17 protein-coding genes are annotated in these 22,499 nt (G+C 59.2%); 9 read left to right on the top strand and 8 right to left on the bottom strand.

Annotation, left to right across the window (positions count from 1 at the left end):
- Positions 1–28: 28 nt before the first annotated feature.
- From acnD to ACYZT3_RS10145, 4 genes are all read right to left on the bottom strand, one after another.
- The gene (gene acnD, locus ACYZT3_RS10160; protein WP_462032008.1) at positions 29–2,620 is read right to left on the bottom strand and encodes a Fe/S-dependent 2-methylisocitrate dehydratase AcnD; all 2,592 of its coding nucleotides are present in this window, start codon (positions 2,618–2,620) and stop codon (positions 29–31) included.
- A 203-nt stretch (positions 2,621–2,823) separates the two neighbouring features.
- Positions 2,824–3,951, bottom strand: coding sequence for a bifunctional 2-methylcitrate synthase/citrate synthase (gene prpC / locus ACYZT3_RS10155; protein ID WP_282378687.1), 1,128 nt, complete (start codon positions 3,949–3,951; stop codon positions 2,824–2,826).
- Between the two features lie 200 nt (positions 3,952–4,151).
- Positions 4,152–5,042 (bottom strand): methylisocitrate lyase, encoded by an 891-nt coding sequence (gene prpB / locus ACYZT3_RS10150; RefSeq protein WP_462032007.1) that lies wholly within the window; start codon positions 5,040–5,042, stop codon positions 4,152–4,154.
- Positions 5,039–5,758, bottom strand: a complete 720-nt coding sequence (locus ACYZT3_RS10145; protein ID WP_282378749.1) for a GntR family transcriptional regulator — start codon at positions 5,756–5,758, stop codon at positions 5,039–5,041. The genes prpB and ACYZT3_RS10145 overlap by 4 nt, the downstream gene beginning before the upstream one ends.
- Positions 5,759–6,060: 302 nt before the next feature.
- Between ACYZT3_RS10145 and rloA the strand changes: the two genes are divergently transcribed.
- The 4 genes from rloA to pabB all read left to right on the top strand — a co-directional run bounded on the left by rloA (position 6,061) and on the right by pabB (position 10,689).
- The gene (rloA, locus tag ACYZT3_RS10140; protein ID WP_462032006.1) at positions 6,061–6,597 is read left to right on the top strand and encodes a retropepsin-like aspartic peptidase RloA; all 537 of its coding nucleotides are present in this window, start codon (positions 6,061–6,063) and stop codon (positions 6,595–6,597) included.
- A 4-nt stretch (positions 6,598–6,601) separates the two neighbouring features.
- Entirely contained in the window at positions 6,602–8,137 is a 1,536-nt protein-coding gene (gene rloB, locus ACYZT3_RS10135) for an osmotic stress tolerance membrane protein RloB (RefSeq protein WP_282378681.1), read from the top strand.
- Positions 8,137–9,123, top strand: coding sequence for an alpha-L-glutamate ligase-like protein (locus tag ACYZT3_RS10130; RefSeq protein ID WP_282378679.1), 987 nt, complete (start codon positions 8,137–8,139; stop codon positions 9,121–9,123). Before rloB ends, ACYZT3_RS10130 begins: the two co-directional genes overlap by 1 nt.
- 228 nt (positions 9,124–9,351) lie before the next feature.
- Entirely contained in the window at positions 9,352–10,689 is a 1,338-nt protein-coding gene (gene pabB, locus ACYZT3_RS10125) for an aminodeoxychorismate synthase component I (protein WP_282378677.1), read from the top strand.
- A gap of 87 nt (positions 10,690–10,776) precedes the next feature.
- Here pabB and thrH read toward each other — a convergent pair whose 3' ends face one another.
- Positions 10,777–11,394, bottom strand: coding sequence for a bifunctional phosphoserine phosphatase/homoserine phosphotransferase ThrH (gene thrH / locus ACYZT3_RS10120; RefSeq protein WP_462032005.1), 618 nt, complete (start codon positions 11,392–11,394; stop codon positions 10,777–10,779).
- A 173-nt stretch (positions 11,395–11,567) separates the two neighbouring features.
- On the opposite strand from thrH, the gene ACYZT3_RS10115 reads away from it, so the two are divergent.
- The 3 genes from ACYZT3_RS10115 to ACYZT3_RS10105 all read left to right on the top strand — a co-directional run bounded on the left by ACYZT3_RS10115 (position 11,568) and on the right by ACYZT3_RS10105 (position 15,090).
- Entirely contained in the window at positions 11,568–12,308 is a 741-nt protein-coding gene (locus tag ACYZT3_RS10115) for a phosphoadenylyl-sulfate reductase (protein WP_461995628.1), read from the top strand.
- A 454-nt stretch (positions 12,309–12,762) separates the two neighbouring features.
- On the top strand, positions 12,763–14,304 hold the full coding sequence (locus tag ACYZT3_RS10110) for an NCS1 family nucleobase:cation symporter-1 (RefSeq protein ID WP_462032004.1): 1,542 nt from the start codon (positions 12,763–12,765) through the stop codon (positions 14,302–14,304).
- A gap of 57 nt (positions 14,305–14,361) precedes the next feature.
- Entirely contained in the window at positions 14,362–15,090 is a 729-nt protein-coding gene (locus ACYZT3_RS10105) for an aspartate/glutamate racemase family protein (protein ID WP_282378668.1), read from the top strand.
- Positions 15,091–15,106: 16 nt separating this feature from the next.
- Here the strand turns inward: ACYZT3_RS10105 and ACYZT3_RS10100 are convergent, their stop codons facing one another.
- Positions 15,107–15,721 carry a YitT family protein gene (locus ACYZT3_RS10100; protein ID WP_282378665.1) on the bottom strand — a complete coding sequence of 205 codons (615 nt, stop codon included), beginning with the start codon at positions 15,719–15,721 and terminating at the stop codon, positions 15,107–15,109.
- Between the two features lie 169 nt (positions 15,722–15,890).
- Entirely contained in the window at positions 15,891–16,097 is a 207-nt protein-coding gene (locus ACYZT3_RS10095) for a hypothetical protein (RefSeq protein ID WP_462032003.1), read from the bottom strand.
- Between the two features lie 281 nt (positions 16,098–16,378).
- Here ACYZT3_RS10095 and ACYZT3_RS10090 point away from each other — a divergent pair, with 281 nt between their 5' ends.
- A complete protein-coding gene (locus ACYZT3_RS10090) occupies positions 16,379–17,125 on the top strand; it encodes a 3-oxoacyl-ACP reductase family protein (RefSeq protein WP_462032002.1) in 747 nt (248 codons plus the stop codon).
- A gap of 70 nt (positions 17,126–17,195) precedes the next feature.
- Here the strand turns inward: ACYZT3_RS10090 and ACYZT3_RS10085 are convergent, their stop codons facing one another.
- Entirely contained in the window at positions 17,196–17,891 is a 696-nt protein-coding gene (locus ACYZT3_RS10085; RefSeq protein WP_462032001.1) for an HAD-IA family hydrolase, read from the bottom strand.
- Between the two features lie 263 nt (positions 17,892–18,154).
- Here ACYZT3_RS10085 and ACYZT3_RS10080 point away from each other — a divergent pair, with 263 nt between their 5' ends.
- Positions 18,155–22,450: an RHS repeat-associated core domain-containing protein gene (locus tag ACYZT3_RS10080; protein ID WP_462032000.1), complete on the top strand. Its 4,296-nt coding sequence runs from the start codon at positions 18,155–18,157 to the stop codon at positions 22,448–22,450.
- The last annotated feature ends 49 nt before the right edge of the window (positions 22,451–22,499 follow it).

Here is a 22,499-nt window from a genome sequence, read left to right as displayed (position 1 = left end):
GATTCGAAATCCCCTGCGGCTCTGCGTTTTAAACGGCGACGGCCGATTCCAGGAAGTCTTGTGCGAAGCGCTGCAGCACGCCGCCCGCCTCGTAGATCGACACTTCTTCGGCGGTGTCGAGGCGGCAAGTCACCGGCACTTCGACGCGTTCGCCGTTCTTGCGATTGATCACCAGCGTCAGCTCGGCACGCGGGGTGCGCTCCCCAATCACGTCGTAGGTTTCGCTGCCATCGATGCCCAAGATCTTGCGGTCGGTGCCCGGTTTGAATTCCAGCGGCAACACACCCATGCCCACCAGGTTGGTGCGGTGAATGCGTTCGAAGCCTTCGGCCGCAATCGCTTCCACACCCGCCAGACGCACACCTTTGGCTGCCCAGTCGCGGGACGAACCCTGACCGTAGTCGGCGCCGGCGATGATGATCAGCGGCTGCTTGCGTTCCATGTAGGTTTCGATGGCTTCCCACATGCGCATGACCTGGCCTTCCGGCTCGACGCGAGCCAGCGAACCCTGTTTGACCTTGCCGTTTTCCTGAACCATTTCGTTGAACAGTTTCGGGTTGGCGAAGGTTGCGCGCTGCGCAGTCAAATGGTCGCCCCTATGCGTTGCGTAAGAGTTGAAGTCCTCTTCCGGCAGGCCCATTTTCGCCAGGTATTCGCCGGCGGCGCTGTCGAGCATGATCGCGTTCGATGGCGACAGGTGATCGGTCGTGATGTTGTCCGGCAGCACTGCCAGCGGGCGCATGCCCTTGAGCGGACGAGCGCCAGCCAACGCGCCTTCCCAGTACGGCGGACGGCGGATGTAGGTGCTCATCTCGCGCCAGTCGTACAGCGGCGTCACTTTCGGGCCGGTGTCTTCGTGGATGGCGAACATCGGGATGTAGACCTGACGGAACTGCTCCGGTTTGACCGAAGCCTTGACCACTGCGTCGATTTCTTCGTCGCTCGGCCAGATGTCTTTCAGGCGGATTTCCTTGCCATCAACCACGCCCAGCACATCTTTTTCGATGTCGAAACGGATGGTCCCGGCGATAGCATAAGCCACTACCAACGGCGGCGAAGCGAGGAACGCGTTCTTGGCGTACGGGTGAATCCGGCCGTCAAAGTTGCGGTTGCCGGACAATACCGCCGTGGCGTACAGGTCGCGGTCGATGATCTCTTGCTGGATCACCGGGTCCAGGGCGCCGGACATGCCGTTGCACGTGGTGCAGGCGAAGGCGACGATGCCGAAACCGAGTTGCTCCAGCTCGCTGGTCAGGCCGGCCTCGTCGAGGTACAGCGCCACGGTTTTCGAACCCGGCGCCAGGGAAGATTTCACCCACGGTTTGCGGGTCAGCCCCAGCTTGTTGGCATTGCGCGCCAGCAGGCCGGCGGCGATGACGTTGCGCGGGTTGCTGGTGTTGGTGCAACTGGTGATGGCGGCGATGATCACCGCGCCGTCCGGCATCTGGCCGGGCACTTCGGTCCACTGGCCGGAGATGCCTTGGGCGGCGAGATCCGAGGTGGCGACACGGGCGTGCGGGTTGCTCGGGCCGGCCATGTTGCGCACCACCGACGACAAGTTGAAGGTCAACCCACGCTCGTATTGCGCATTCTTCAAGCTGTCAGCCCACAGACCTGTGGTCTTGGCATATTGCTCCACAAGCTGCACCTGCTCGTCTTCGCGGCCGGTGAGTTTCAGGTAGTCGATGGTCTGCTGGTCGATGTAGAACATCGCCGCCGTAGCGCCGTATTCCGGGGCCATGTTGGAAATGGTCGCGCGGTCGCCGAGGGTCAACGCGGAGGCGCCTTCGCCGAAGAACTCCAGCCACGCACCAACCACTTTTTGCTGACGCAGGAACTCGGTCAGCGCCAGCACCATGTCGGTGGCGGTGATACCCGGCTGCAGCTTGCCAGTCAGCTCGACGCCGACACTTTCCGGCAGACGCATCCACGACGCGCGGCCAAGCATCACGCTTTCCGCTTCCAGACCGCCGACACCGACGGCGATCACACCCAGTGCATCGACGTGCGGAGTATGACTGTCGGTACCGACGCAGGTGTCGGGGAACGCCACGCCGTCGCGCACCTGGATCACCGGAGACATTTTCTCCAGGTTGATCTGGTGCATGATCCCGTTGCCCGGCGGGATCACGTCGACGTTTTTGAAGGCCTTTTTGGTCCAGTTGATGAAGTGGAAACGGTCTTCGTTGCGACGGTCTTCGATGGCGCGGTTCTTCTCGAACGCCTCTGGATCAAAGCCACCGCGCTCGACGGCCAGGGAGTGGTCGACGATCAATTGCGTCGGCACCACCGGGTTCACTTGCGCCGGATCGCCACCTTGCAGTGCGATAGCGTCACGCAGGCCGGCGAGGTCGACCAGCGCGGTCTGGCCGAGAATGTCGTGGCACACCACGCGGGCCGGGAACCACGGGAAATCGAGGTCGCGTTTGCGCTCGATGAATTGCTTCAGGGATTCGGTGAGCGTGGCCGGGTCGCAGCGACGCACCAGGTTTTCCGCCAGTACACGGGAGGTGTACGGCAGAGTGTCGTAGGCGCCGGGCTGGATGGCTTCGACTGCCGCGCGGACGTCGAAGTAATCCAGATGGCTGCCGGGCAACGGTTTGCGGAATTCAGTGTTCATCGTCAGGACTCGGTCACGGTGGTTACAAAAGGTGGGGCCTGGCACAGTCCTGAATTGAAACCGTCCCCTGTAGGAGCGAAGCTTGCTCGCGAAAGCGGTGTATCAGTCGACATCAATCTTGAATGTCAGTCCGTCTTCGCGAGCAAGCTTCGCTCCTACAAGGGCTTTCGGTTCCTTCAGTTGCCAGCGTCAGCCCCCACCATTCAGCGTTGTTCGATTGGCACGAACTTGCGCTGTTCGACGCCGACGTACTCGGCGCTCGGGCGGATGATGCGGTTGTTGGCACGTTGTTCGAACACGTGCGCCGCCCAGCCGGTCAGACGCGAGCAGACGAAAATCGGTGTGAACAACTTGGTCGGGATGCCCATGAAGTGGTACGTCGACGCATGGTAGAAGTCGGCGTTCGGGAACAGCTTTTTCTGCTCCCACATGGTCTTGTCGATGGCTTCGGAGACCGGGAACAGCACCGTGTCGCCCACTTCGTCAGCGAGTTTTTTCGACCAGCCCTTGATCACCTCGTTGCGCGGATCATTGTCCTTATAGATCGCGTGACCGAAGCCCATGATCTTGTCCTTGCGCTCAAGCATGCCGAGGGTGCCTTTGATCGCCTCTTCCGGCGAGCTGAAGCGCTCGATCATTTCCATCGCCGCTTCGTTGGCGCCGCCGTGCAGCGGGCCACGCAGCGAGCCAATGGCTGCCGTGACGCAGGAATACATGTCCGACAGGGTCGAGGCGCACACCCGTGCGGTAAACGTCGATGCGTTGAACTCGTGTTCCGCGTAGAGGATCAGCGAAACGTTCATCACTTTGACGTGCAACTCGCTCGGCTTCTTGTCGTGCAGCAGGTGCAGGAAGTGACCGCCGATGGATTGCTCGTCGCTCACGCAGCTGATGCGTTTGCCGTCGTGGCTGAAGCGATACCAGTAGCACATGATCGCCGGGAACGCGGCCAGCAGGCGGTCGGTAATGTCGTGTTGTTCGGAGAAGTCTTTCTCCGGCTCGATGTTGCCCAGGAACGAGCAACCCGTGCGCATCACGTCCATCGGATGGGCGTCGGCGGGAATGCGTTCCAGCACTTCCTTCAACGCTTGCGGCAGGTCACGCAGCTTGCCCAGTTTGCTCACGTAAGCAGCGAGTTGTGTTTTGGTCGGCAGTTCACCGTAAAGCAGCAGGTAAGCCACTTCTTCGAATTGTGCGTCAGCCGCCAATTCGCGAACGTCGTAGCCGCGATAGGTCAGGCCTGCGCCCGACTGGCCCACGGTGGACAGTGCGGTTTGCCCGGCAACCTGGCCACGGAGCCCGGCGCCACTGAGTACTTTTGCTTCGGCCATTGCTGTCTCCAGTTTTTGAATTTGTTAGGGAATCGGCAATTTCTACACGGTTATCTTCTTTTTGTAGCAGCTGCCGAGCCTGCGAGGCTGCGTCCGGCTGCGAAGCAGTCGTAAAACCTGCTTGCGCGGTCTGCCGGTTTTGCGAGTCCTTCGGCCTCGAACGCAGCCTCGCGGGCTCGGCAGCTGCTACAGGAACCTCATTATTTCTTTGAAGCAAACAACGCATCGAGCTTCTGCTCGAAGGTGTGGTAGTCGATGCGATCGTAAAGCTCCATGCGCGTTTGCATGGTGTCGATGACGTTCTGTTGCGTGCCGTCGCGGCGGATCGCGGTGTAGACGTTTTCCGCCGCCTTGTTCATCGCGCGGAACGCGGACAATGGGTACAGCACCAGCGACACGTCGGCAGCAGCGAGTTGCTCGGTGGTGTACAGCGGCGTCGCGCCGAATTCGGTGATGTTGGCCAGGATCGGCGCTTTCACGCGACTGGCGAACAGCTTGTACATGTCCAGTTCGGTGATGGCTTCCGGGAAGATCATGTCGGCGCCAGCCTCGATGCACGCCGCGGCGCGATCCAGTGCAGATTCCAGACCTTCCACCGCGAGGGCGTCGGTGCGGGCCATGATCACGAAGCTGTCATCGGTGCGCGCATCGACAGCTGCCTTGATGCGGTCGACCATTTCCTGCAGGGACACGATCTCTTTATTAGGACGGTGACCGCAGCGCTTGGCGCCGACCTGGTCTTCGATGTGAATTGCCGCCGCGCCGAACTTAATCATCGACTTGACGGTGCGCGCGACGTTGAACGCCGAGGAACCGAAGCCAGTGTCCACGTCCACCAACAGCGGCAGGTCGCAGACGTCAGTGATGCGGCGCACGTCGGTCAGCACGTCGTCCAGGCCGGTGATGCCCAGGTCCGGCACGCCGAGGGAGCCGGCAGCCACCCCGCCACCCGACAGATAAATAGCCTTGAAACCGGCGCGCTTGGCCAGCAGTGCGTGGTTGGCGTTAATCGCGCCGACCACCTGCAAAGGATGCTCGCTGGCGACCGCATCGCGGAAACGCTGGCCTGGAGTGCTCTTGTTCAAACTCATGACTCACCTCGTTCAGTGGCTGTCGGGTTAGCGCCGCCCTGGTAGTGACGGGCAATATTGCGTTTGGAGGCGCCGATGTGACGGCGCATCAACAACTCGGCCAGTTCACCGTCACGGTCGGCGATGGCATCGAGAATTCGGTGGTGCTCGGCAAAGGCCTGACGCGGGCGATTGGGCGTGGTGGAAAACTGGATGCGGTACATGCGCACCAGTTGATAAAGCTCGCCGCAGAGCATCTGCGTCAGGGTGCGGTTGCCGCTGCCCTGGATAATTCGGTAGTGGAAGTCGAAATCGCCTTCCTGCTGGTAGTAGCCGACACCGGCCTGAAACGCCGCATCACGCTCATGGGTTTCGAGGACCCGGCGCAGTTCGTCGATTTCTTCGAGGGTCATGCGCTCGGCCGCCAGACGGCAGGCCATGCCTTCGAGGGATTCGCGAATTTCGTAGAGTTCCAGCAGTTCGGCATGGCTCAACGAAACCACCCGCGCCCCGACGTGCGGCACGCGAACCAGCAGGCGCTGGCCTTCCAGACGGTGGATCGCCTCGCGCAACGGCCCGCGGCTGATGCCATAGGTGCGCGCCAGTTCCGGCTCGGAGATCTTGCTGCCCGGGGCGATCTCGCCCTTGACGATGGCCGCCTGTATGCGTCGGAAGACGTTCTCGGAAAGTGTTTCCGATTCGTCTTGGGCAATCACCGGGGGATCGAGTTGATCCAGCATATTGTCGACACCTTGAAAGCTGATGCCGCAAAAACTAGCGAATACAGACCTTTTAGTCAAAGGATAAATAGGTATTGTCGACAATCGTCTAATAACCGACAGCACCATAACAACGCAGCGCCTCTGTTTATCGCCGCCTCCCGGCGCTGGCGCCATAAAACCACCGTGCTAGAATGCCGGCCGCATTTGTTTGTGACATCTGCACTGCCTGTCATAAATAGTTGATAGGCATACGAGGGAGCTTGCGCAGCGATGCCAGGGCCTTGAATAGAAGTACGGACCGCTGCGCACCAGGATTTATGAGACTCAAGCCCTTCCCCACCTTCCTTTATCTTCTTTGCCTGCCAGGTGTTGCCGCGGCGGGGGAAAAGACCGTGTACGGCCTTAACGAGTACGCCTCCTTGGGGGGCATCGACCTGGAAGTCGCCGCCAAACTCGACACCGGGGCGAAAACCGCGTCGCTGAGTGCTCGCGACATCAAACGCTTCAAACGCAATGGCGAGTCCTGGGTGCGCTTCTATCTGGCGATCGACGCGGCGCACTCGCATCCCATCGAACGGCCACTGGCCCGGGTCAGCAAGATCAAGCGCCGGGCCGGCGACTTCGACCCGGAAGAAGGCAAGAAGTACACCGCCCGTCCGGTCATCGAGCTGGATATCTGCATGGGTTCGGCTTTACGCAGTATCGAAGTGAACCTGACCGACCGCAGCGCTTTCCAATATCCGCTCCTGATCGGCTCTGAAGCACTGAAACGCTTCGATGCGCTGGTCGACCCCAGTCTTAAATACGCTGCTGGCAAACCCGCCTGCGCCACCAACGCTCATACCGCAGAGTAATCCAATGCGCTCTCTTACCCTCCATCTGAAATTCCTGATTGCCATCCTGGTGGTGCTGGGTATTTCAGTCACGGCCTATCAGATCTTCGTGCTCGGCATCCCCGTGACCGAAGACGCCACCGACGACTTGTGGAACATCGACGCCAAAGTCGAGTTCGTCGCCAGCGCCAAGGACCCGGTCAAGATCCAGATGTTCGTGCCGCCGCTGAGCCGCGATTACGTCAGCCTCAACGAGAGTTTCATTTCCAATAACTACGGCGTGGCCGTGAACCGCGTCGACGGCAACCGCAAGGTCACCTGGTCGGCGCGTCGGGCCAAGGGCAATCAGACGCTTTATTACCGCTTGGTGCTGACCAAACGCTACACCGGCGAAAAATCCAAGGTCAAAGGCCCGACCTTCCGCGACAGCATTGCGGTTGAAGGCGCGGAAAAAGTCGCCGCCGAAGCCCTGCTTGCGCCCATTCGCCAGCACTCGGCCGACGTCGAAACCTTCATCGGCGAAGCCATCAAGCGTGTCAACAATCTCAACGACGACAACGTGAAGCTGCTGCTGGGTGGCGATCCGTCCGCCGGGCACAAGGCCAAGATCGTCGAGCTGGTGCTGTCCATCGCCCACGTGCCGGTGGAAAAGGTCCACACCATTCGCCTGGTGGCCGACCAGCCGCAAACGCCGGAACTCTGGCTGCGCAGTTTCAATGGCACTGACTGGTTGTATTTCAACCCGGAAACCGGTGAGCAAGGCCTGCCGACCGACCGTCTGCTGTGGTGGACCGGCGACGAAAACCTGATCACTGTCGATGGCGGCAAGAAAGCCAACGTGACCTTCAGCCTGAACAACAGCGAGATGAATGCGATTCGCCTGGCCAAGCTGACCGACGAAAACACCGATGCCAACTTCCTCGAATACTCGCTGTACGGTTTACCGCTGCAAACCCAGCAGACCTTCATGATCATGGTGATGATCCCGATCGGCGTGCTGGTGATCCTGATCCTGCGCAACCTGATCGGCATTCAAACCCTCGGCACCTTTACTCCCGTGCTGATCGCCCTGGCGTTCCGGGAAACCCAGCTCGGTTTCGGTATCGTGCTGTTTACCATCATCACGGCGCTGGGCCTGTCGCTGCGTTCCTACCTTGAACACTTGAAGCTGCAAATGCTGCCGAGGCTGTCGGTGGTGCTGACCTTCGTGGTGGTTCTGATCGCGGCGATCAGCCTGCTCAGCCATAAACTCGGCCTGGAACGCGGGTTGTCGGTGGCGTTGTTCCCGATGGTGATTCTGACCATGACCATCGAACGCCTGTCGATTACCTGGGAAGAACGCGGTTCCGGCCACGCCATGAAAGTGGCGATCGGTACGCTGTTCGCCGCGTCGCTGGCGCACCTGATCATGAGCGTTCCGGAGCTGGTTTACTTCGTGTTCACCTTCCCGGCGATCCTGCTGATCCTGGTGGGCTTCATGCTGGCGATGGGTCGCTATCGCGGCTACCGCCTGACCGAACTGGTGCGCTTCAAGGCTTTCCTGAAGAAGGCTGACGCCTGATGTTCGGCTTCTGGAAGACCTGGAAGGCCCTGGAAGCCCGGGGCATCATGGGGATCAATCGGCGTAACGCGGATTACGTGCTCAAGTACAACAAGCGCAGCCTGTACCCGATCGTCGATGACAAGATCATCACCAAGGAGCGCGCCATCGCCGCCGGCATTCACGTGCCGGAACTGTATGGCGTGATCTCCACCGAGAAAGAAATCGACAACCTCAACGAGATCATCGGTGGGCGCAACGACTTCGTGATCAAACCGGCCCAGGGCGCCGGCGGCGACGGCATTATTGTGATTGCCGACCGTTTTGAGGGCCGCTATCGCACGGTGTCCGGCAAGATCATCAGTCATGAGGAAATCGAGCACCATATCTCCAGCATCCTCACCGGCCTCTACTCCCTGGGCGGTCACCGGGATCGGGCGCTGATCGAGTACCGCGTGACCCCGGACCAGATCTTCAAGAGCATCAGCTATGAAGGCGTGCCGGACATTCGGATCATCGTGCTGATGGGCTATCCGGTGATGGCCATGCTGCGCCTGCCGACGCGCCAGTCCGGCGGCAAGGCCAACCTGCACCAGGGCGCCATCGGCGTCGGTGTCGACCTCGCCACCGGTCTGACCTTGCGCGGCACCTGGCTGAACAACATCATCACCAAACACCCGGACACCACCAACGCGGTGGATGGCGTGCAACTGCCCTACTGGGACGGTTTCATGAAACTCGCCGCGGGCTGCTATGAGCTGTGCGGGCTGGGTTACATCGGTGTCGACATGGTGCTGGACCAGGATCAAGGGCCGCTGATTCTTGAGCTCAATGCCCGGCCTGGGCTGAACATTCAGATTGCCAATGATTGCGGGCTGACGTTGCGCACCCATGCGGTTGAAGCGCGGCTGGAAGCGTTGAAGGCTCGCGGTAGTGTTGAGACGGTTGAGGAGCGGGTTGAGTTTGTTCAGGAAATGTTTGGGCATATTCCGGCGGTTGAGGGTTGATCCAAGATCGAGTCGCGGCATTCGCGGGCAAGCCTCGCTCCTACAGATCTAGCGTCGCTCACATTCCCGGCGAACGACACAAATCTGTAGGAGCGAGGCTTGCCCGCGAAGACTGACTGACAGTCACCGAAGCTCTCAACCTGCCAATCCCCGACATCCCCTCTAGGAGCAATTCCCCGAGGGGACTACAATCGCCACCCCCGCCTCGATGGCTGATCTGCCCCGCCCATGTTGACCTGTTCCGTACACCCGCTCCCCTATCGCGCCAACCCCGCCGAGTACTTCGCGGCGATTCGTCATGCCCCCGGTGCCGTGCTGCTCGACAGTGGCCGACCGACTGCCGAGCGTGGGCGTTATGACCTGCTCAGCGCTTGGCCGCGGGAACAACTGGCGGTGTTGCCTGACGAAAGTGGCAGCGATTTCCTGCAACGTCTTCGCGACCATCTGACACGACTCGGTGAAGCGACGGTGCCTGTTGACCTGCCCTTCGCGGGTGGTTTGATCGGTTACCTGAGCTACGACTTCGGTCGGCATCTGGAGAATCTGCCGACTCAGGCGCAGGACGACCTGCAATTGCCCGACGCACGTTTCGGCCTGTACGCCTGGGCATTGATCAGCGATCACCAACTGAGTACCAGTCAGTTGGTCTTCCACCCGTCGCTGGTCGACAGCGAACGTCAGCGCCTGATCACGCTATTCAGTGAACCTACGGGTGAAGCGGTCGAGCCTTTCAAGTTGAAAGCCCCGATGAAGGCCGACCTGAGCGCTGATGAGTATCGCCACGCGCTAGAACGCATTCAGCACTACATCCAGGCCGGCGACTGCTATCAGGTCAACTTCGCCCAGCGTTTCCGCGCGCAGTGCCAGGGCGATCCATGGGCTGCGTATTGCGCACTGCGGGCGGCGTGCCCGACGCCGTTCTCCGGTTTTCAGAGCCTGCCAGACGGCGGCGCGGTGCTGAGTCTGTCGCCGGAGCGTTTCGTCAAAGTCAGTGAACGCCATGTGGAAACCCGCCCGATCAAAGGCACCCGTCCTCGCGGACTGACCGCTGCCGAAGATGCGGCAAACGCCGCCGAACTGCTGGCCAGCCCCAAGGACCGCGCAGAAAACCTGATGATCGTCGACCTGCTGCGCAATGACCTCGGCCGCACCTGCCGTATCGGTTCGGTGCGGGTGCCGGAGTTGTTCAGCCTGGAAAGCTACCCGAATGTGCATCATTTGGTGAGCAGCGTGACTGGGGAACTGGCGGATGACCGGGATCCGCTGGACCTGATCGCTGGCAGCTTCCCCGGCGGCTCGATTACCGGAGCGCCGAAGATTCGCGCAATGCAGATCATCGACGAGCTGGAGCCGACGCGTCGGGGGTTGTACTGCGGGTCTTTGCTCTATCTGGACGTGCGCGGCGAGATGGACAGCTCCATCGCGATTCGCAGTTTGCTGGTCAAGGATGGGCAGGTGTGTTGCTGGGGCGGTGGCGGAATCGTCGCGGATTCGGAATGGCAGGCCGAGTATCAGGAATCGATTACCAAAGTGAAGGTGTTGCTCGATACCCTGCAAAACCTTTAAAAGCTTCGCGGGCAAGCCTCGCTCCTACAGGGTTCGACGATCCTCTGTAGGAGCGAGGCTTGCCCGCGAAGGCGTCCTCGAAAACGACTACAAGCTCAACGCACGATTCGAAGCCTTGATGAATTCCTGCTTCAGCGCTTCAAAGCTGTGCACCGCCGGGAATTGCGGAAACTCGCGAATCACATTGTCCGGCGCATGGAACAGAATCCCCGCATCCGCCTCACCCAGCATCGTGGTGTCGTTGTAGGAATCCCCCGCCGCGATCACCCGGTAGTAAAGGCTCTTGAAGGCCAATACCGACTGGCGCTTGGGATCTTTCTGACGCAATTGATAGTTCGTCACCCGCCCGGCATCGTCAGTAATCAGACGATGGCAAAGCAAGGTCGGGAAGCCCAGTTGACGCATCAGCGGCTGGGAGAACTCGTAGAACGTGTCCGACAGAATCACGACCTGAAAGCGTTCTCGCAGCCAGTTGACGAACTCGATGGCACCGTCCAGCGGCTGGAGCGTGGCAATCACTTCCTGTATGTCAGCGAGTTTCAGACCATGCTCGTCGAGAATCCTCAGGCGCTGCTTCATCAGCACGTCGTAGTCGGGGATGTCCCGGGTGGTAGCCCTCAAGGATTCAATCCCGGTTTTTTCGGCGAAGGCGATCCAGATTTCCGGGACCAGTACACCTTCAAGATCCAGACAGGCAATTTCCACAAGACACTCCCATTGGTATTGATTATTGAGTCAAGCGAGCAAAAGGACTGCCGAACTCTAGCGACTCAGGCTAGCCTGCGCAACGCAGAGTGCGCACCAGCGGCTGCAGGATTTTGTTACCATCAGAGCCATATAGAGCGCCCAGCGCCACCGACCTGTAGGAAGCCGCCCTGATGAGCCCATCGTTCGATGTCGTGGAACTCGCCACGACTTATGCCAACAAATCCGCCCAGGACATCCTGAAACTCGCGTTCGCCGAGTTTGGCGATGACCTGTGGATATCTTTCAGCGGCGCCGAAGACGTGGTGCTGGTGGACATGGCCTGGAAGCTGAACAAGAACGTCAAAGTGTTCAGCCTCGACACCGGCCGCTTGCACCCCGAGACCTACCGCTTCATCGATCAGGTGCGTGAGCACTACAAGATCGACATCGAACTGGTGTCGCCGGACTACACCAAGCTCGAACCTTTTGTGAAGGAAAAGGGCCTGTTCAGTTTCTACAAAGACGGCCATGGCGAATGCTGCGGCATCCGCAAGATCGAGCCGCTTCGTCGCAAGCTCTCGGGTGTGACGGCCTGGGCCACCGGTCAGCGCCGGGATCAGAGCCCAGGAACTCGCAGCGCCGTCGCGGTGCTGGAAATCGACAGCGCGTTCTCCACCCCGGAACGCACCCTGTACAAATTCAACCCGCTGGCACAAATGACCAGCGAGGAGATCTGGGGTTACATCCGCATGCTGGAGCTGCCGTACAACAGCTTGCACGAACGCGGGTTCATCAGCATCGGCTGCGAACCGTGCACCCGTCCGGTGTTGCCGAACCAGCACGAGCGCGAAGGTCGTTGGTGGTGGGAAGAGGCAACGCAGAAAGAATGCGGCTTGCACGCAGGCAACATCATCAGTAAATCCAAGGCCTAACCCACCCTCTACAAAAAATGTGTACACACGACTGTCACCATAGGTGCCATTTGTGTGTGCACTTTTCATTTCTACGCCCCCAAAAGTTACACACTCCCGCCCTGACTTCCTCAGTCGACCTTTCGTACAAACTCTGCTGAAAAATAAATACCTGTTCAAGTGGTCAATTTATATCGCTTTTATTTCAGCTACTTATCGACAACTGATAACAAAACGAAATTAGCGATGAAATTCATAGATCGGGATCTGGCATGGATTTGGCTTAAGTGCATACATGTTTTGTATACAATCATGTCAAAACATACACACACTTTAGATCCGCAAGCCTGAAGCGCCCTATCCCGTACAGGCTGCAGATGCCCCGTAACCAATGATGCTTACTGCCCGCGACGAAGATTTGTCGAGCCAACGCTCATGCACAGTCATCGCGATGCCAAGCTCGGAGCCTGCCGGAATGCGTACTAGCCTCTCCAATAACAATGTCGCGCTGGATCTGCCCTCCTTCCCACCCACTTCGATCACTCACGACCAAACGTTTCAAGAACCCGTCGTGCTCAGCCCTCGCCTGCACAACAAGGACCTGGCGCCGACCAAGGCCGAAGGTCGGCGATGGGGCCGCTACAGCATCTTCGCCCTGTGGACCAACGACGTTCACAACATCGCCAATTACTCATTCGCGATTGGGCTGTATGCGCTCGGGCTGGGCGGCTGGCAAATCCTGCTGTCCTTGGGGATCGGCGCTGCGTTGGTGTACTGCTTCATGAACCTCTCCGGTTACATGGGGCAAAAGACCGGCGTGCCATTCCCTGTCATCAGCCGGATCAGTTTCGGTATTCACGGGGCGCAGATTCCTGCGCTGATCCGCGCCGTTATCGCCATCGCCTGGTTCGGGATTCAGACCTACCTGGCCTCGGTGGTCTTTCGAGTATTGCTGACAGCGGTTCATCCAGGCTTCGCTGACTACGACCACAACTCGATCCTCGGGCTATCGAGCCTGGGCTGGGTGTGTTTCGTCGCGATCTGGTTCGTGCAACTGGCGATTCTCGCCTACGGCATGGAAATGGTGCGGCGCTACGAGGCGTTCGCCGGGCCGGTGATTCTGCTGACCGTTGCTGCCCTCGCCGCCTGGATGTACACCCAGGCCAACGCGACCATCGCCTGGTCGATCCGCGAACCGCTGACCGGTGGCGAGATGTGGCGCAACATCTTTGCCGGCGGTGCGTTGTGGCTGTCGATCTACGGCACGCTGATCCTCAACTTTTGCGACTTCGCCCGTTCTTCACCGTGCCGCAAGACCATCAAGGTCGGCAATTTCTGGGGCCTGCCGGTGAATATTCTGGTGTTCGCCTGCATCACCGTCTTGCTCTGTGGCGCGCAATTTCAGATCAATGGACGGATTATCGAAAGCCCGACCGAGATCATTGCCTCGATCCCCAACACCTTCTTTCTGGTGCTCGGCTGCCTGGCGTTCCTGATCGTCACCGTGGCGGTGAACATCATGGCCAACTTCGTCGCCCCGGCCTTCGTGCTGAGTAACCTGGCGCCGAAGTACCTGACGTTCCGCCGCGCCGGGCTGATCAGCGCGACCATCGCGGTGCTGATCCTGCCGTGGAACCTCTACAACAGCCCGCTGGTGATCGTGTATTTCCTGTCCGGCCTTGGCGCCCTGCTCGGCCCGTTATACGGAGTGATCATGGTCGACTACTGGATCGTAAGAAAAGGCCAGGTCAACGTGCCGCAGTTGTACAGCGAGGATCCCAACGACGCTTATTACTACAGCCGCGGAGTCAATTTACGCGCCGTCGCGGCGTTCATTCCTGCCGCGCTGATCGCCATCGTCCTGGCGCTGGTACCGGGCTTCGACAGCGTATCGCCCTTCTCCTGGCTGATTGGGGCCGGAATTGCCGGGATGCTCTACCTGATCATCGCCAAACGGCAGCCCCATTACGCAGACGTCAGCGGCGAAGCCATCGCCGTCGATAACGTCTGCCATTAATCCCTTGGCGGCCCGGCACCGGCGGGCCGCAGCCCCCCCCCGCTATAAGGACCTCCCATGCGAATTCTCGTGGTCAACGTCAACACCACCGAATCCATCACCCAGGCCATCGCACGCTCGGCTCAGTCCGTGGCCGCGCCGGGCACGGAAATCATCGGCCTGACGCCCTACTTCGGTGCTGACTCCATTGAAGGCAATTTCGAAAGTTATCTGGCCGCCATCGCGGTGATGGACCGAGTAATGTCCTACGACCAACCCTTCGATGCCGTGATCCAGGCCGGTTACGGCGAGCACGGCCGCGAGGGTTTGCAGGAGCTGCTCAACGTGCCGGTGGTGGACATCACCGATGCGGCGGCCAGCACCGCCATGTTCCTCGGCCATGCCTACTCGGTGGTCACCACGCTGGACCGCACCGTACCGCTGATCGAGGATCGCCTCAAACTGTCCGGGCTCTGGGACCGCTGCGCATCGGTACGGGCCAGTGGCCTGGCGGTACTGGAACTGGAATCCGATCCCGAGCGTGCGCTGGAGGCGATTGTTCGTCAGGCGGAATTGGCAGTGCTTGAAGACAAGGCCGAGGTGATTTGCCTGGGCTGCGGCGGCATGGCCGGGCTGGATGAACAGATTCGTCAGCGCACTGGCGTGCCGGTGGTGGATGGCGTGACGGCGGCGGTAACGATTGCCGAGTCGTTGGTGCGGTTGGGCTTGTCGACTTCCAAGGTGCGGACTTATGCGACGCCGCGGCCGAAAAACATCATTGGTTGGTCGGGGCGGTTTGGGCGCTAAGCCTTCGCGTCTACAGTCACGCTGCGTAGCGATTAGGCCGATGATTCATCGCGATGATCAGATTCAACACCACCGCTCCTGCGATTGAAATGATGAGCGCTGGCACAGTCACTACGTACAGCGAAGCGAACATGACCATAACGTCCACGATCAATTGCAGTTTACCGGCACGTATACCGAGTCGGTCCTGCAGGTAGAGTGCGAGGATGTTGACCCCACCCAGGCTCGCCTTGTGCCTGAACAGCACAATGAACCCCAGCCCCATGATCAGATTGCCGAACAAGGTGGCATAGATCGGCTGGAGTTGATCGATATGGATAAAGCGCAAATGCAGGTCAGTGAACAGCGACACCAATGCGACGGCACAAAAGGTCTTGAGGGTGAACGCCCAGCCCATGCGCCGAATGGCGAGGTAATAGAACGGCAGATTGATGAAGAAGAAGGCCGTACCGAATGAAACACCCGACGTGTAATGAATGAGGAAGGCTATCCCTGCCGTACCGCCGGTGAGTGCACCCGCCTGGCGAAGCAACATGATCCCGAACGAGACCATCAATGTGCCGACCAGCACGGCCAGAACATCTTCTAGCAGGGTGTGTTGCACACAGGGAATTGGAGTGACTTGGACCATACAGAATGCTCAATCGCTGGAAGTTTCGCGGCAAGAATGATCCTCGGTATCCGAAACAGAATCCGGCCACAGATGGCTGATTCACGGCAGACAACTCAAGATCAACAACTCACGCAAGAACAATAAAAACCAAGGCAATTGAACACATATAATTATTATCGATACGCCATTAACGCACATATAAGTAAACAATACCCACATCAAGCATTGTCAGCACGCAAGCGACGATGCCTGCCCGTTGCAGGCCGGCCATCGACCAGGAATTCCTCAGACCTGAACAAGTATCGTCCACGTCGACCGGGCGTTTGGGGTCAGCAAGATAGGCCGCAAAACACTCGGTACTTTGTTCAAGGTTGCCACCGAATACTTCAAACATAAAAATCGTCCCATGGGTGCGGTACGGCCTCAGCGAAAGACGACTTTGATTCGTTTCGCTGAAGGAAGGCTTGAACTTATATAGGTCATCATTCATGCCAACCATAAACTGGCTATATATCAATAGATTGAAATTCGTAGGGTGATTTGAACTACGGCATAAGGGGTAAAATTAACCCTGACCCGGGGTAGTAATGACCCTGATATAGCTTGCAGCGGGTTCCCGAATCGATACTAGGCTCTATCAACCGACGCATCCCGCCTCGAGACTTGGAGATCGATATGACTACTCAGAACCTCAGCGGCAAAGTGGCTTTGATTCAAGGCGGATCCCGCGGTATCGGCGCCGCCATTGTCAAACGCCTGGCTGCTGAAGGCGCGACAGTCGCCTTCACCTACGTCAGCTCAACGGCAAAAGCCGAAGAATTGCAAAACAGCATCACCAGTAACGGCGGCAAAGCCCTCGCCATCAAGGCTGACAGCGCCGACGCCGAGGCCATCCGCAACGCCGTGACCGCCACCGTTAAAGCCTTTGGTCGCCTGGACATTCTGGTCAACAACGCAGGCGTTCTGGCCGTTGCCCCCTTGGAAGACTTCAAACTTGAAGACTTCGACCAGACCCTCGCGATCAACGTGCGCAGCGTATTCATCGCCACCCAGGCCGCTGCCAAACACATGACCGAAGGCGGCCGCATCATCAACATCGGCAGCACCAACGCCGACCGCATGCCCTTCGCCGGTGGCGGCCCCTACGCCATGAGCAAATCGGCGCTGGTCGGCCTGACCAAAGGCCTGGCTCGCGACCTCGGCCCGCGCGGGATCACCATCAACAACGTGCAACCGGGCCCGGTTGACACTGACATGAACCCGGCCAGCGGTGACTTCGCCGAAAGCCTGATCCCGTTGATGGCGGTGGGTCGGTATGGCAAAGCGGAAGAAATCGCCAGTTTCGTCGCCTACCTCGTCGGCCCCGAAGCCGGCTACATCACCGGTGCCAGCCTGACCATCGACGGAGGTTTCGGCGCCTGATGTTCTGAATCTCGCATAAAAAACGCCGGCAACCCTGATCAGGGTTGCCGGCGTTTTTATGTACGCAGCTTTAAGCCCATTCAAGCGCCGGCAGGCCGAAGGCGCTCGGTTTGAACGCTGTCAGCGTACGAAGAATGCCATCGGCGTGTGCGTATTTTTCGTCAGCCATCGCCGCATCCGGGATCGCAATCGCCGTCATCCCCGCCGCTTTCGCCGCTGTGACACCAAACGGCGAATCCTCGAACACCAGGCAATCCTCGGGCGCGACACCCAGGCGCCGCGCCGCCGTGAGGAAGATGTCCGGCGCCGGTTTGGCCGCGCCGACTTCCGGATCATCGGCCGTCACAATGAAATCGAACAGCGCGAACCAGTCGCGGTGCAAGGTGGTTTTCTGGCCGAACGACTGACGCGAAGAACTGGTGCCCACCGCGATCGGAATATTGTTGGCCTTCAAGTGCCGAACCAGCTCCTGTGCGCCAGGCATCGCCAACGCTGTAGGAAAACGCTCGCGCATCAGCGGTTCGCGGATCACCAAAAACTCTTCGGCGGTGATCGGCAAGTCCAGCGCCTCGACCACATAGCGCGCCAGATCTCCTGCACCACGACCGATGATGTTCTGTTTGACGCTCCAGTCGAAGACCCGACCGTAACGCGCGGCAATCATGGACGTGACCTCGGTGTAAATGCCCTCGGTGTCCAGCAACAGGCCGTCCATATCGAAAATCACGGCCTTGATCGGGCCGAGTTCACTCAGCGGTGCATTCATCGCATCTGATCCGTTTTCTAATGACATCCCAGAGGCGGCTCAGGTACGGCCGGGTCCGCGATCGATTAAAGGTTTCAGCAGCATAGCGAGCGCGACTGGCATAGGGCAACGGGCAATGCCTGATCGCTACTAAAACCTGCGCCGAAGTGCTCTCCGTCATTTAACGATTCCCCCTACACCAAACACCTACTTTCCCGACTTCTTTCCACGTCGATCCCCCGCAAAGTCCCGCGTTCTGAATTGATCCGCGCGAGAGACTGTGAATGTTCGTACCTGACAAGGTCCTGGCCTTGAATAACACCATCGGGCTGCTGGTGGTCGCCGCCATGGACCCTGAGCAGCCCGATGTCGAAGCGCTGCTCGGTGAGTTTCGACTGTGTCTCAATGACTACGACGCCTGGGCTGAAAATTTCTGGACCGGCAGGACACTGGATGTCGAGCAAGTGTTCAAGGTCGGCAACGAAGTCCGTCTTAGCGCACCGAAGAATTCCACCACGCCAGTCAGCTCGACAGTCGCTTCGTGCTCGGCCAGTGGTTCTTTGACCCTGGTGCACATGTTCGATGCCGCGCGGTTTGTGCCGATCGGCAATACACCGGTGATGCTTGAACCCTACCTCTCTGAAGGCACGTTTGGCGAGCCGATCTACCGCGAGATTGGTCCCAGCGGCATCCTGGAAATCCCCGATTGCGAGCGCAGTCTGCGTTATCGCATCACCTTTTTCCCCCATGTTTGCGCTCATCACGTCAAAGCGCTGTACGACTCGTATCAGGGCGTGATCGGCGAACTGGAAGGCTGGCTGCGCAACGAGCTGAACGCTTCGGCCGAGACCATTGCCAATGTGTTGCTGATGCTGAGCGACGAGCCGTTGATGTTCATTCATCTCGCGGCGATCACCCGTTGGCTGAGGATGTTGCCACCGCAACATATCGCTGAGGTCGTGGCGCAAATTCGTACAGGAATATTGATCGGATTGCTGTTCGCGCGCTTCACAGGTCCTACAGGACTGACACTTGGCATAAGCGCCAAGGTGCTGAACAAGGTCAAGTCGGAGCGAGCACGGAGCTGGCTGGCGGCCTCGAGTTTGCGGCTGGCCGAACTGACGGCCAAGTCCGACCTGACAACCCACGCAGGTGTACTCAAACTCCTCGCAGTCAGCGCCCGGAATGTTCCGCTGAACCCCGCACCCGCGGTGTCACTGCAGATCAGCGCGGGGGCTGCACCGGTTGTGCTGGTAAAGAACCCGGTCGCAATCGCTCGCGACAAGTCCGAGGCCATGACCCGCTTGGTTCGTCAGGAACATCGCGACGATGCTCCCTATCAGGCGAAAACCCCCAACGGCGACAGCGCCGATTGCGGACCGCTGACCTGTACCCATGGCTGTCCGGTGTCGATGGTCACGGGCGAAGAACTGCTCACGCTGACCGATGGTTCGCTGGACGGGATTTTGCCGTTCGACTTCACCCGGCTCTATCGCACCAGTGCTGTGGAGATCGATTGTGGACTTGGGTTCGGCTGGAGTCATTCCCTCGCACATCGACTGGATATCGATGGCGACACCGTCATTTGGGTCGACCACGAAAACCGCCGTACGATTTTTCCGCTACCGAGTAGCGAGCGCCCGACGATTCACAACAGCCTGTCGCGAGCAGCGATTTATCTAGGTGATGAGCACGAAGAACTGATCCTCGCTCTGGCCGGCGAAAAAACGCGGTTCTTCCACTTTCGTACAGGGCGACTGACGGCGATCAGCGATGCCTATGGCAATCGGCTGACGGTGCAGCGGGACACTTCTGACAGGATCAAGCGCCTCGACAACGGCGCCGGGCGTTCCCTGCTGTTGCGCTATGCGCGCCGACACATAGTTGCCGTCGAGTATCAACGCTTTCATCCGGCCGAGCCCCAGGAAGACGCCTGGCGTACCGAGCAAACACTGGTTGCCTACCGCTACGACGCGTGTCAGCGCTTGATCGAAGCGACCAATGCCGACGGCGACATCGAACGGTACGACTATGACGATCAGCACGTCATTCTCCAGCGACAACTGGCCGGTGGGGCAAGTTTCTTCTGGGCGTGGGAAAGGTCCGGCAAGGCTGCCCGATGCGTCCGCCATTGGGCGTCGTTTTCGCAGTGGGACGCGCGGTATGTCTGGGATGACAACGGCAGTGTGGTGGTAAAAAACGCCGACGGCAGCGAGGAGATTTACGAGCACGACGAACAGGCGCGACTGGTGCGTCGGGTCGAACCCAATGGCGCAGAACACCTGAAGGCCTACGACGACAAAGGCCGGTTGCTGACCGAACAGGACCCGTTGGGGGCGATTACCCACTACCGCTATGACGAGATCGGGCGGCTGATTGCCCTGATCTCACCCGAAGACGAGCCGACGTCCTACGAATATCGCAATGGTTTCCTGCTCGCGCGGTATCGCGGTAAAGCGGTATGGACCTATCAGCGCAATGTTCAGGGTGACGTCACGGAAGCGACCGATCCTGACGGTCATGTCACCCACTATCACTACGACGCTCAAGGACGGGTGCTGTCGATCCGTTATCCAGACAACAGTCGGCATGTCTTCGGGTGGAATTCATTAGGACAGCTGCTCGAAGAAACGTTGCCAGACGGAGGTCAGCAGCGGTTTTCCTACGACGCTTTGGGTCGGCAGATTACCCGTCAGGACGAACACGGCGCTGTCACTCAATACCAATGGGACGCTGTCGGGCGTCTGAGCCAGACGATTCTTCCTACGGGCGCCAGTCGAGCGTTCAGCTACAACGCCTACGGCAAGATCACCGCCGAGCGCGATGAACTGGGGCGCGTCACTCGTTTTGAGTACGACGATGACCTGCATCTGGTCAGTCGCCGGATCAACCCTGACGGAACGCAATTGCGTTATCGCTACGACAACGCGCAGCTACTGCTGACGGAAATCGAAAACGAATCCGGCGAACACTATCGACTGGACTACACACCCAACGGATTGATCCGACAGGAAACCGGCTTCGATGGCCGACGCACGGCGTATGCCTACGATCTTAACGGCCACTTACTGGAGAAAACCGAGTTCGGCGATGACGGCTCGCAACTGGTTACGGGTTATCAGCGGGATTCGGCTGGACGCCTGCTGGTTAAAAACCTGTCCGATGGCGTTAACGTCGAGTATCGCTATGACAGCCTTGGCCGGTTGGTCAGCGTCGACGATGGTCACGACCATCCACTGGAGTTCGAGTATGACAAACACGACCGACTAATCACCGAACATCAGGGCTGGGGCACCCTGCGCTATGGCTACAACGTCTGCGGCCAGCTCAATCGCCTGCGCCTGCCGGACAACAGCAAGCTCGACTACCACCACGCCAAGGGCGGTGCGTTGACGGCGATCGACCTCAATGGCGCCCGGCTGACGTCACATACCTTCTTCGCCGGTCGCGAACTAAACCGCCAACAAGGCCTGTTGCTCAGCGAATACCAGCACGACGACCAGGGCCGTCTGAAAGCTCACGCTGTCAGCCAAGACCTCCAATCGCTGTATCGCCGCGACTATGCCTACAGCGCCAACGGCAACCTCGACTCCATTGCCGACACCCGTCACGGCCAACGCAGCTATCAATACGATCCACTCGACCGCCTGATCCGAATCCGCCACTCCCGCGATCACCAACCGGAAAGCTTCGCCCACGACCCGGCGGGCAACCTGCTGATGCAGGATCGTCCAGGCCCGACCACCGTCAAAGGCAATCGCCTATTGAAGCAAGGCGACCGCCATTACGATTACGACGCCTTTGGCAATCTGATCCGCGAGCGCCGCGGCACCGCACAAAAACTGCTCACCGAATACCGCTACGACTGCCAGCACCAGTTAGTAGGCGTCACGTTGCCGGATGGACGTTGTGCCAGTTATCGCTACGACGCCTTCGGCCGCCGCATCGCCAAAACCGTCGACGGCAACTCCACCGAATTTTTCTGGCAGGGCGACAACCTCGTCGCTGAAAGTAGTCGCGAACATTACCGCAGCTATGTCTACGAGCCGGGCAGCTTCCGCCCACTGGCGATGCTTGACGGCAAAGGCCCACGCCAGGCTTGTCCGTTTTACTACCAACTCGACCACCTCGGCACGCCACAAGAACTCACCGACTACAGCGGCGACATCATCTGGGCCGCCCGATACACAGCGTATGGCCGTCTGACTCGTCTCAACCGCGACACCTATCAAGTGCTGGATCAGCCGTTGAGGTTTCAGGGGCAGTATTTCGATGCGGAAACGGGCCTGCATTACAACCGGCATCGCTACTACAATCCGGATGTTGGACGGTATCTGACGCCGGACCCGAGTAGGTTGGCGGGTGGGTTAAACGGGTATCAGTACACGAGGAGTCCGACGGGGTGGGTTGATCCGCTGGGGTTGAGTGAGTGTCCTGGGGGGGATGGGTGTAAGAAGCCGGCGTTTGGGGATGAGGATTCGGATGGGAAGGTGGAAGTAACTCCCCCCGTACCTGGCGTCAAAACCGAATATCTCTATCGCGGAGCACCCCGAGGAGAGGGTGTAATTAGTTTTGTGTAAACGGTCATTTGGCAGGAGACTGCCTACCCCAAGGAAATCCAATGACCGA

Source organism: Pseudomonas sp. MDT1-16 (assembly GCF_054898115.1).
Note: the sequence above shows the minus strand (reverse complement) of the source record. Positions and strands in the feature narration are given on the sequence as shown.

Coding starts and splice junctions, on each gene's coding strand:
- acnD (WP_462032008.1), bottom strand. CDS start 2,620: ATGAACACTGAATTCCGCAAACCGTTGCCCGGCAGCCATCTGGATTAC.
- prpC (WP_282378687.1), bottom strand. CDS start 3,951: ATGGCCGAAGCAAAAGTACTCAGTGGCGCCGGGCTCCGTGGCCAGGTT.
- prpB (WP_462032007.1), bottom strand. CDS start 5,042: ATGAGTTTGAACAAGAGCACTCCAGGCCAGCGTTTCCGCGATGCGGTC.
- rloA (WP_462032006.1), top strand. CDS start 6,061: ATGAGACTCAAGCCCTTCCCCACCTTCCTTTATCTTCTTTGCCTGCCA.
- rloB (WP_282378681.1), top strand. CDS start 6,602: ATGCGCTCTCTTACCCTCCATCTGAAATTCCTGATTGCCATCCTGGTG.
- ACYZT3_RS10130 (WP_282378679.1), top strand. CDS start 8,137: ATGTTCGGCTTCTGGAAGACCTGGAAGGCCCTGGAAGCCCGGGGCATC.
- pabB (WP_282378677.1), top strand. CDS start 9,352: ATGTTGACCTGTTCCGTACACCCGCTCCCCTATCGCGCCAACCCCGCC.
- ACYZT3_RS10115 (WP_461995628.1), top strand. CDS start 11,568: ATGAGCCCATCGTTCGATGTCGTGGAACTCGCCACGACTTATGCCAAC.
- ACYZT3_RS10110 (WP_462032004.1), top strand. CDS start 12,763: ATGCGTACTAGCCTCTCCAATAACAATGTCGCGCTGGATCTGCCCTCC.
- ACYZT3_RS10105 (WP_282378668.1), top strand. CDS start 14,362: ATGCGAATTCTCGTGGTCAACGTCAACACCACCGAATCCATCACCCAG.
- ACYZT3_RS10100 (WP_282378665.1), bottom strand. CDS start 15,721: ATGGTCCAAGTCACTCCAATTCCCTGTGTGCAACACACCCTGCTAGAA.
- ACYZT3_RS10095 (WP_462032003.1), bottom strand. CDS start 16,097: ATGTTTGAAGTATTCGGTGGCAACCTTGAACAAAGTACCGAGTGTTTT.
- ACYZT3_RS10090 (WP_462032002.1), top strand. CDS start 16,379: ATGACTACTCAGAACCTCAGCGGCAAAGTGGCTTTGATTCAAGGCGGA.
- ACYZT3_RS10085 (WP_462032001.1), bottom strand. CDS start 17,891: ATGAATGCACCGCTGAGTGAACTCGGCCCGATCAAGGCCGTGATTTTC.
- ACYZT3_RS10080 (WP_462032000.1), top strand. CDS start 18,155: ATGTTCGTACCTGACAAGGTCCTGGCCTTGAATAACACCATCGGGCTG.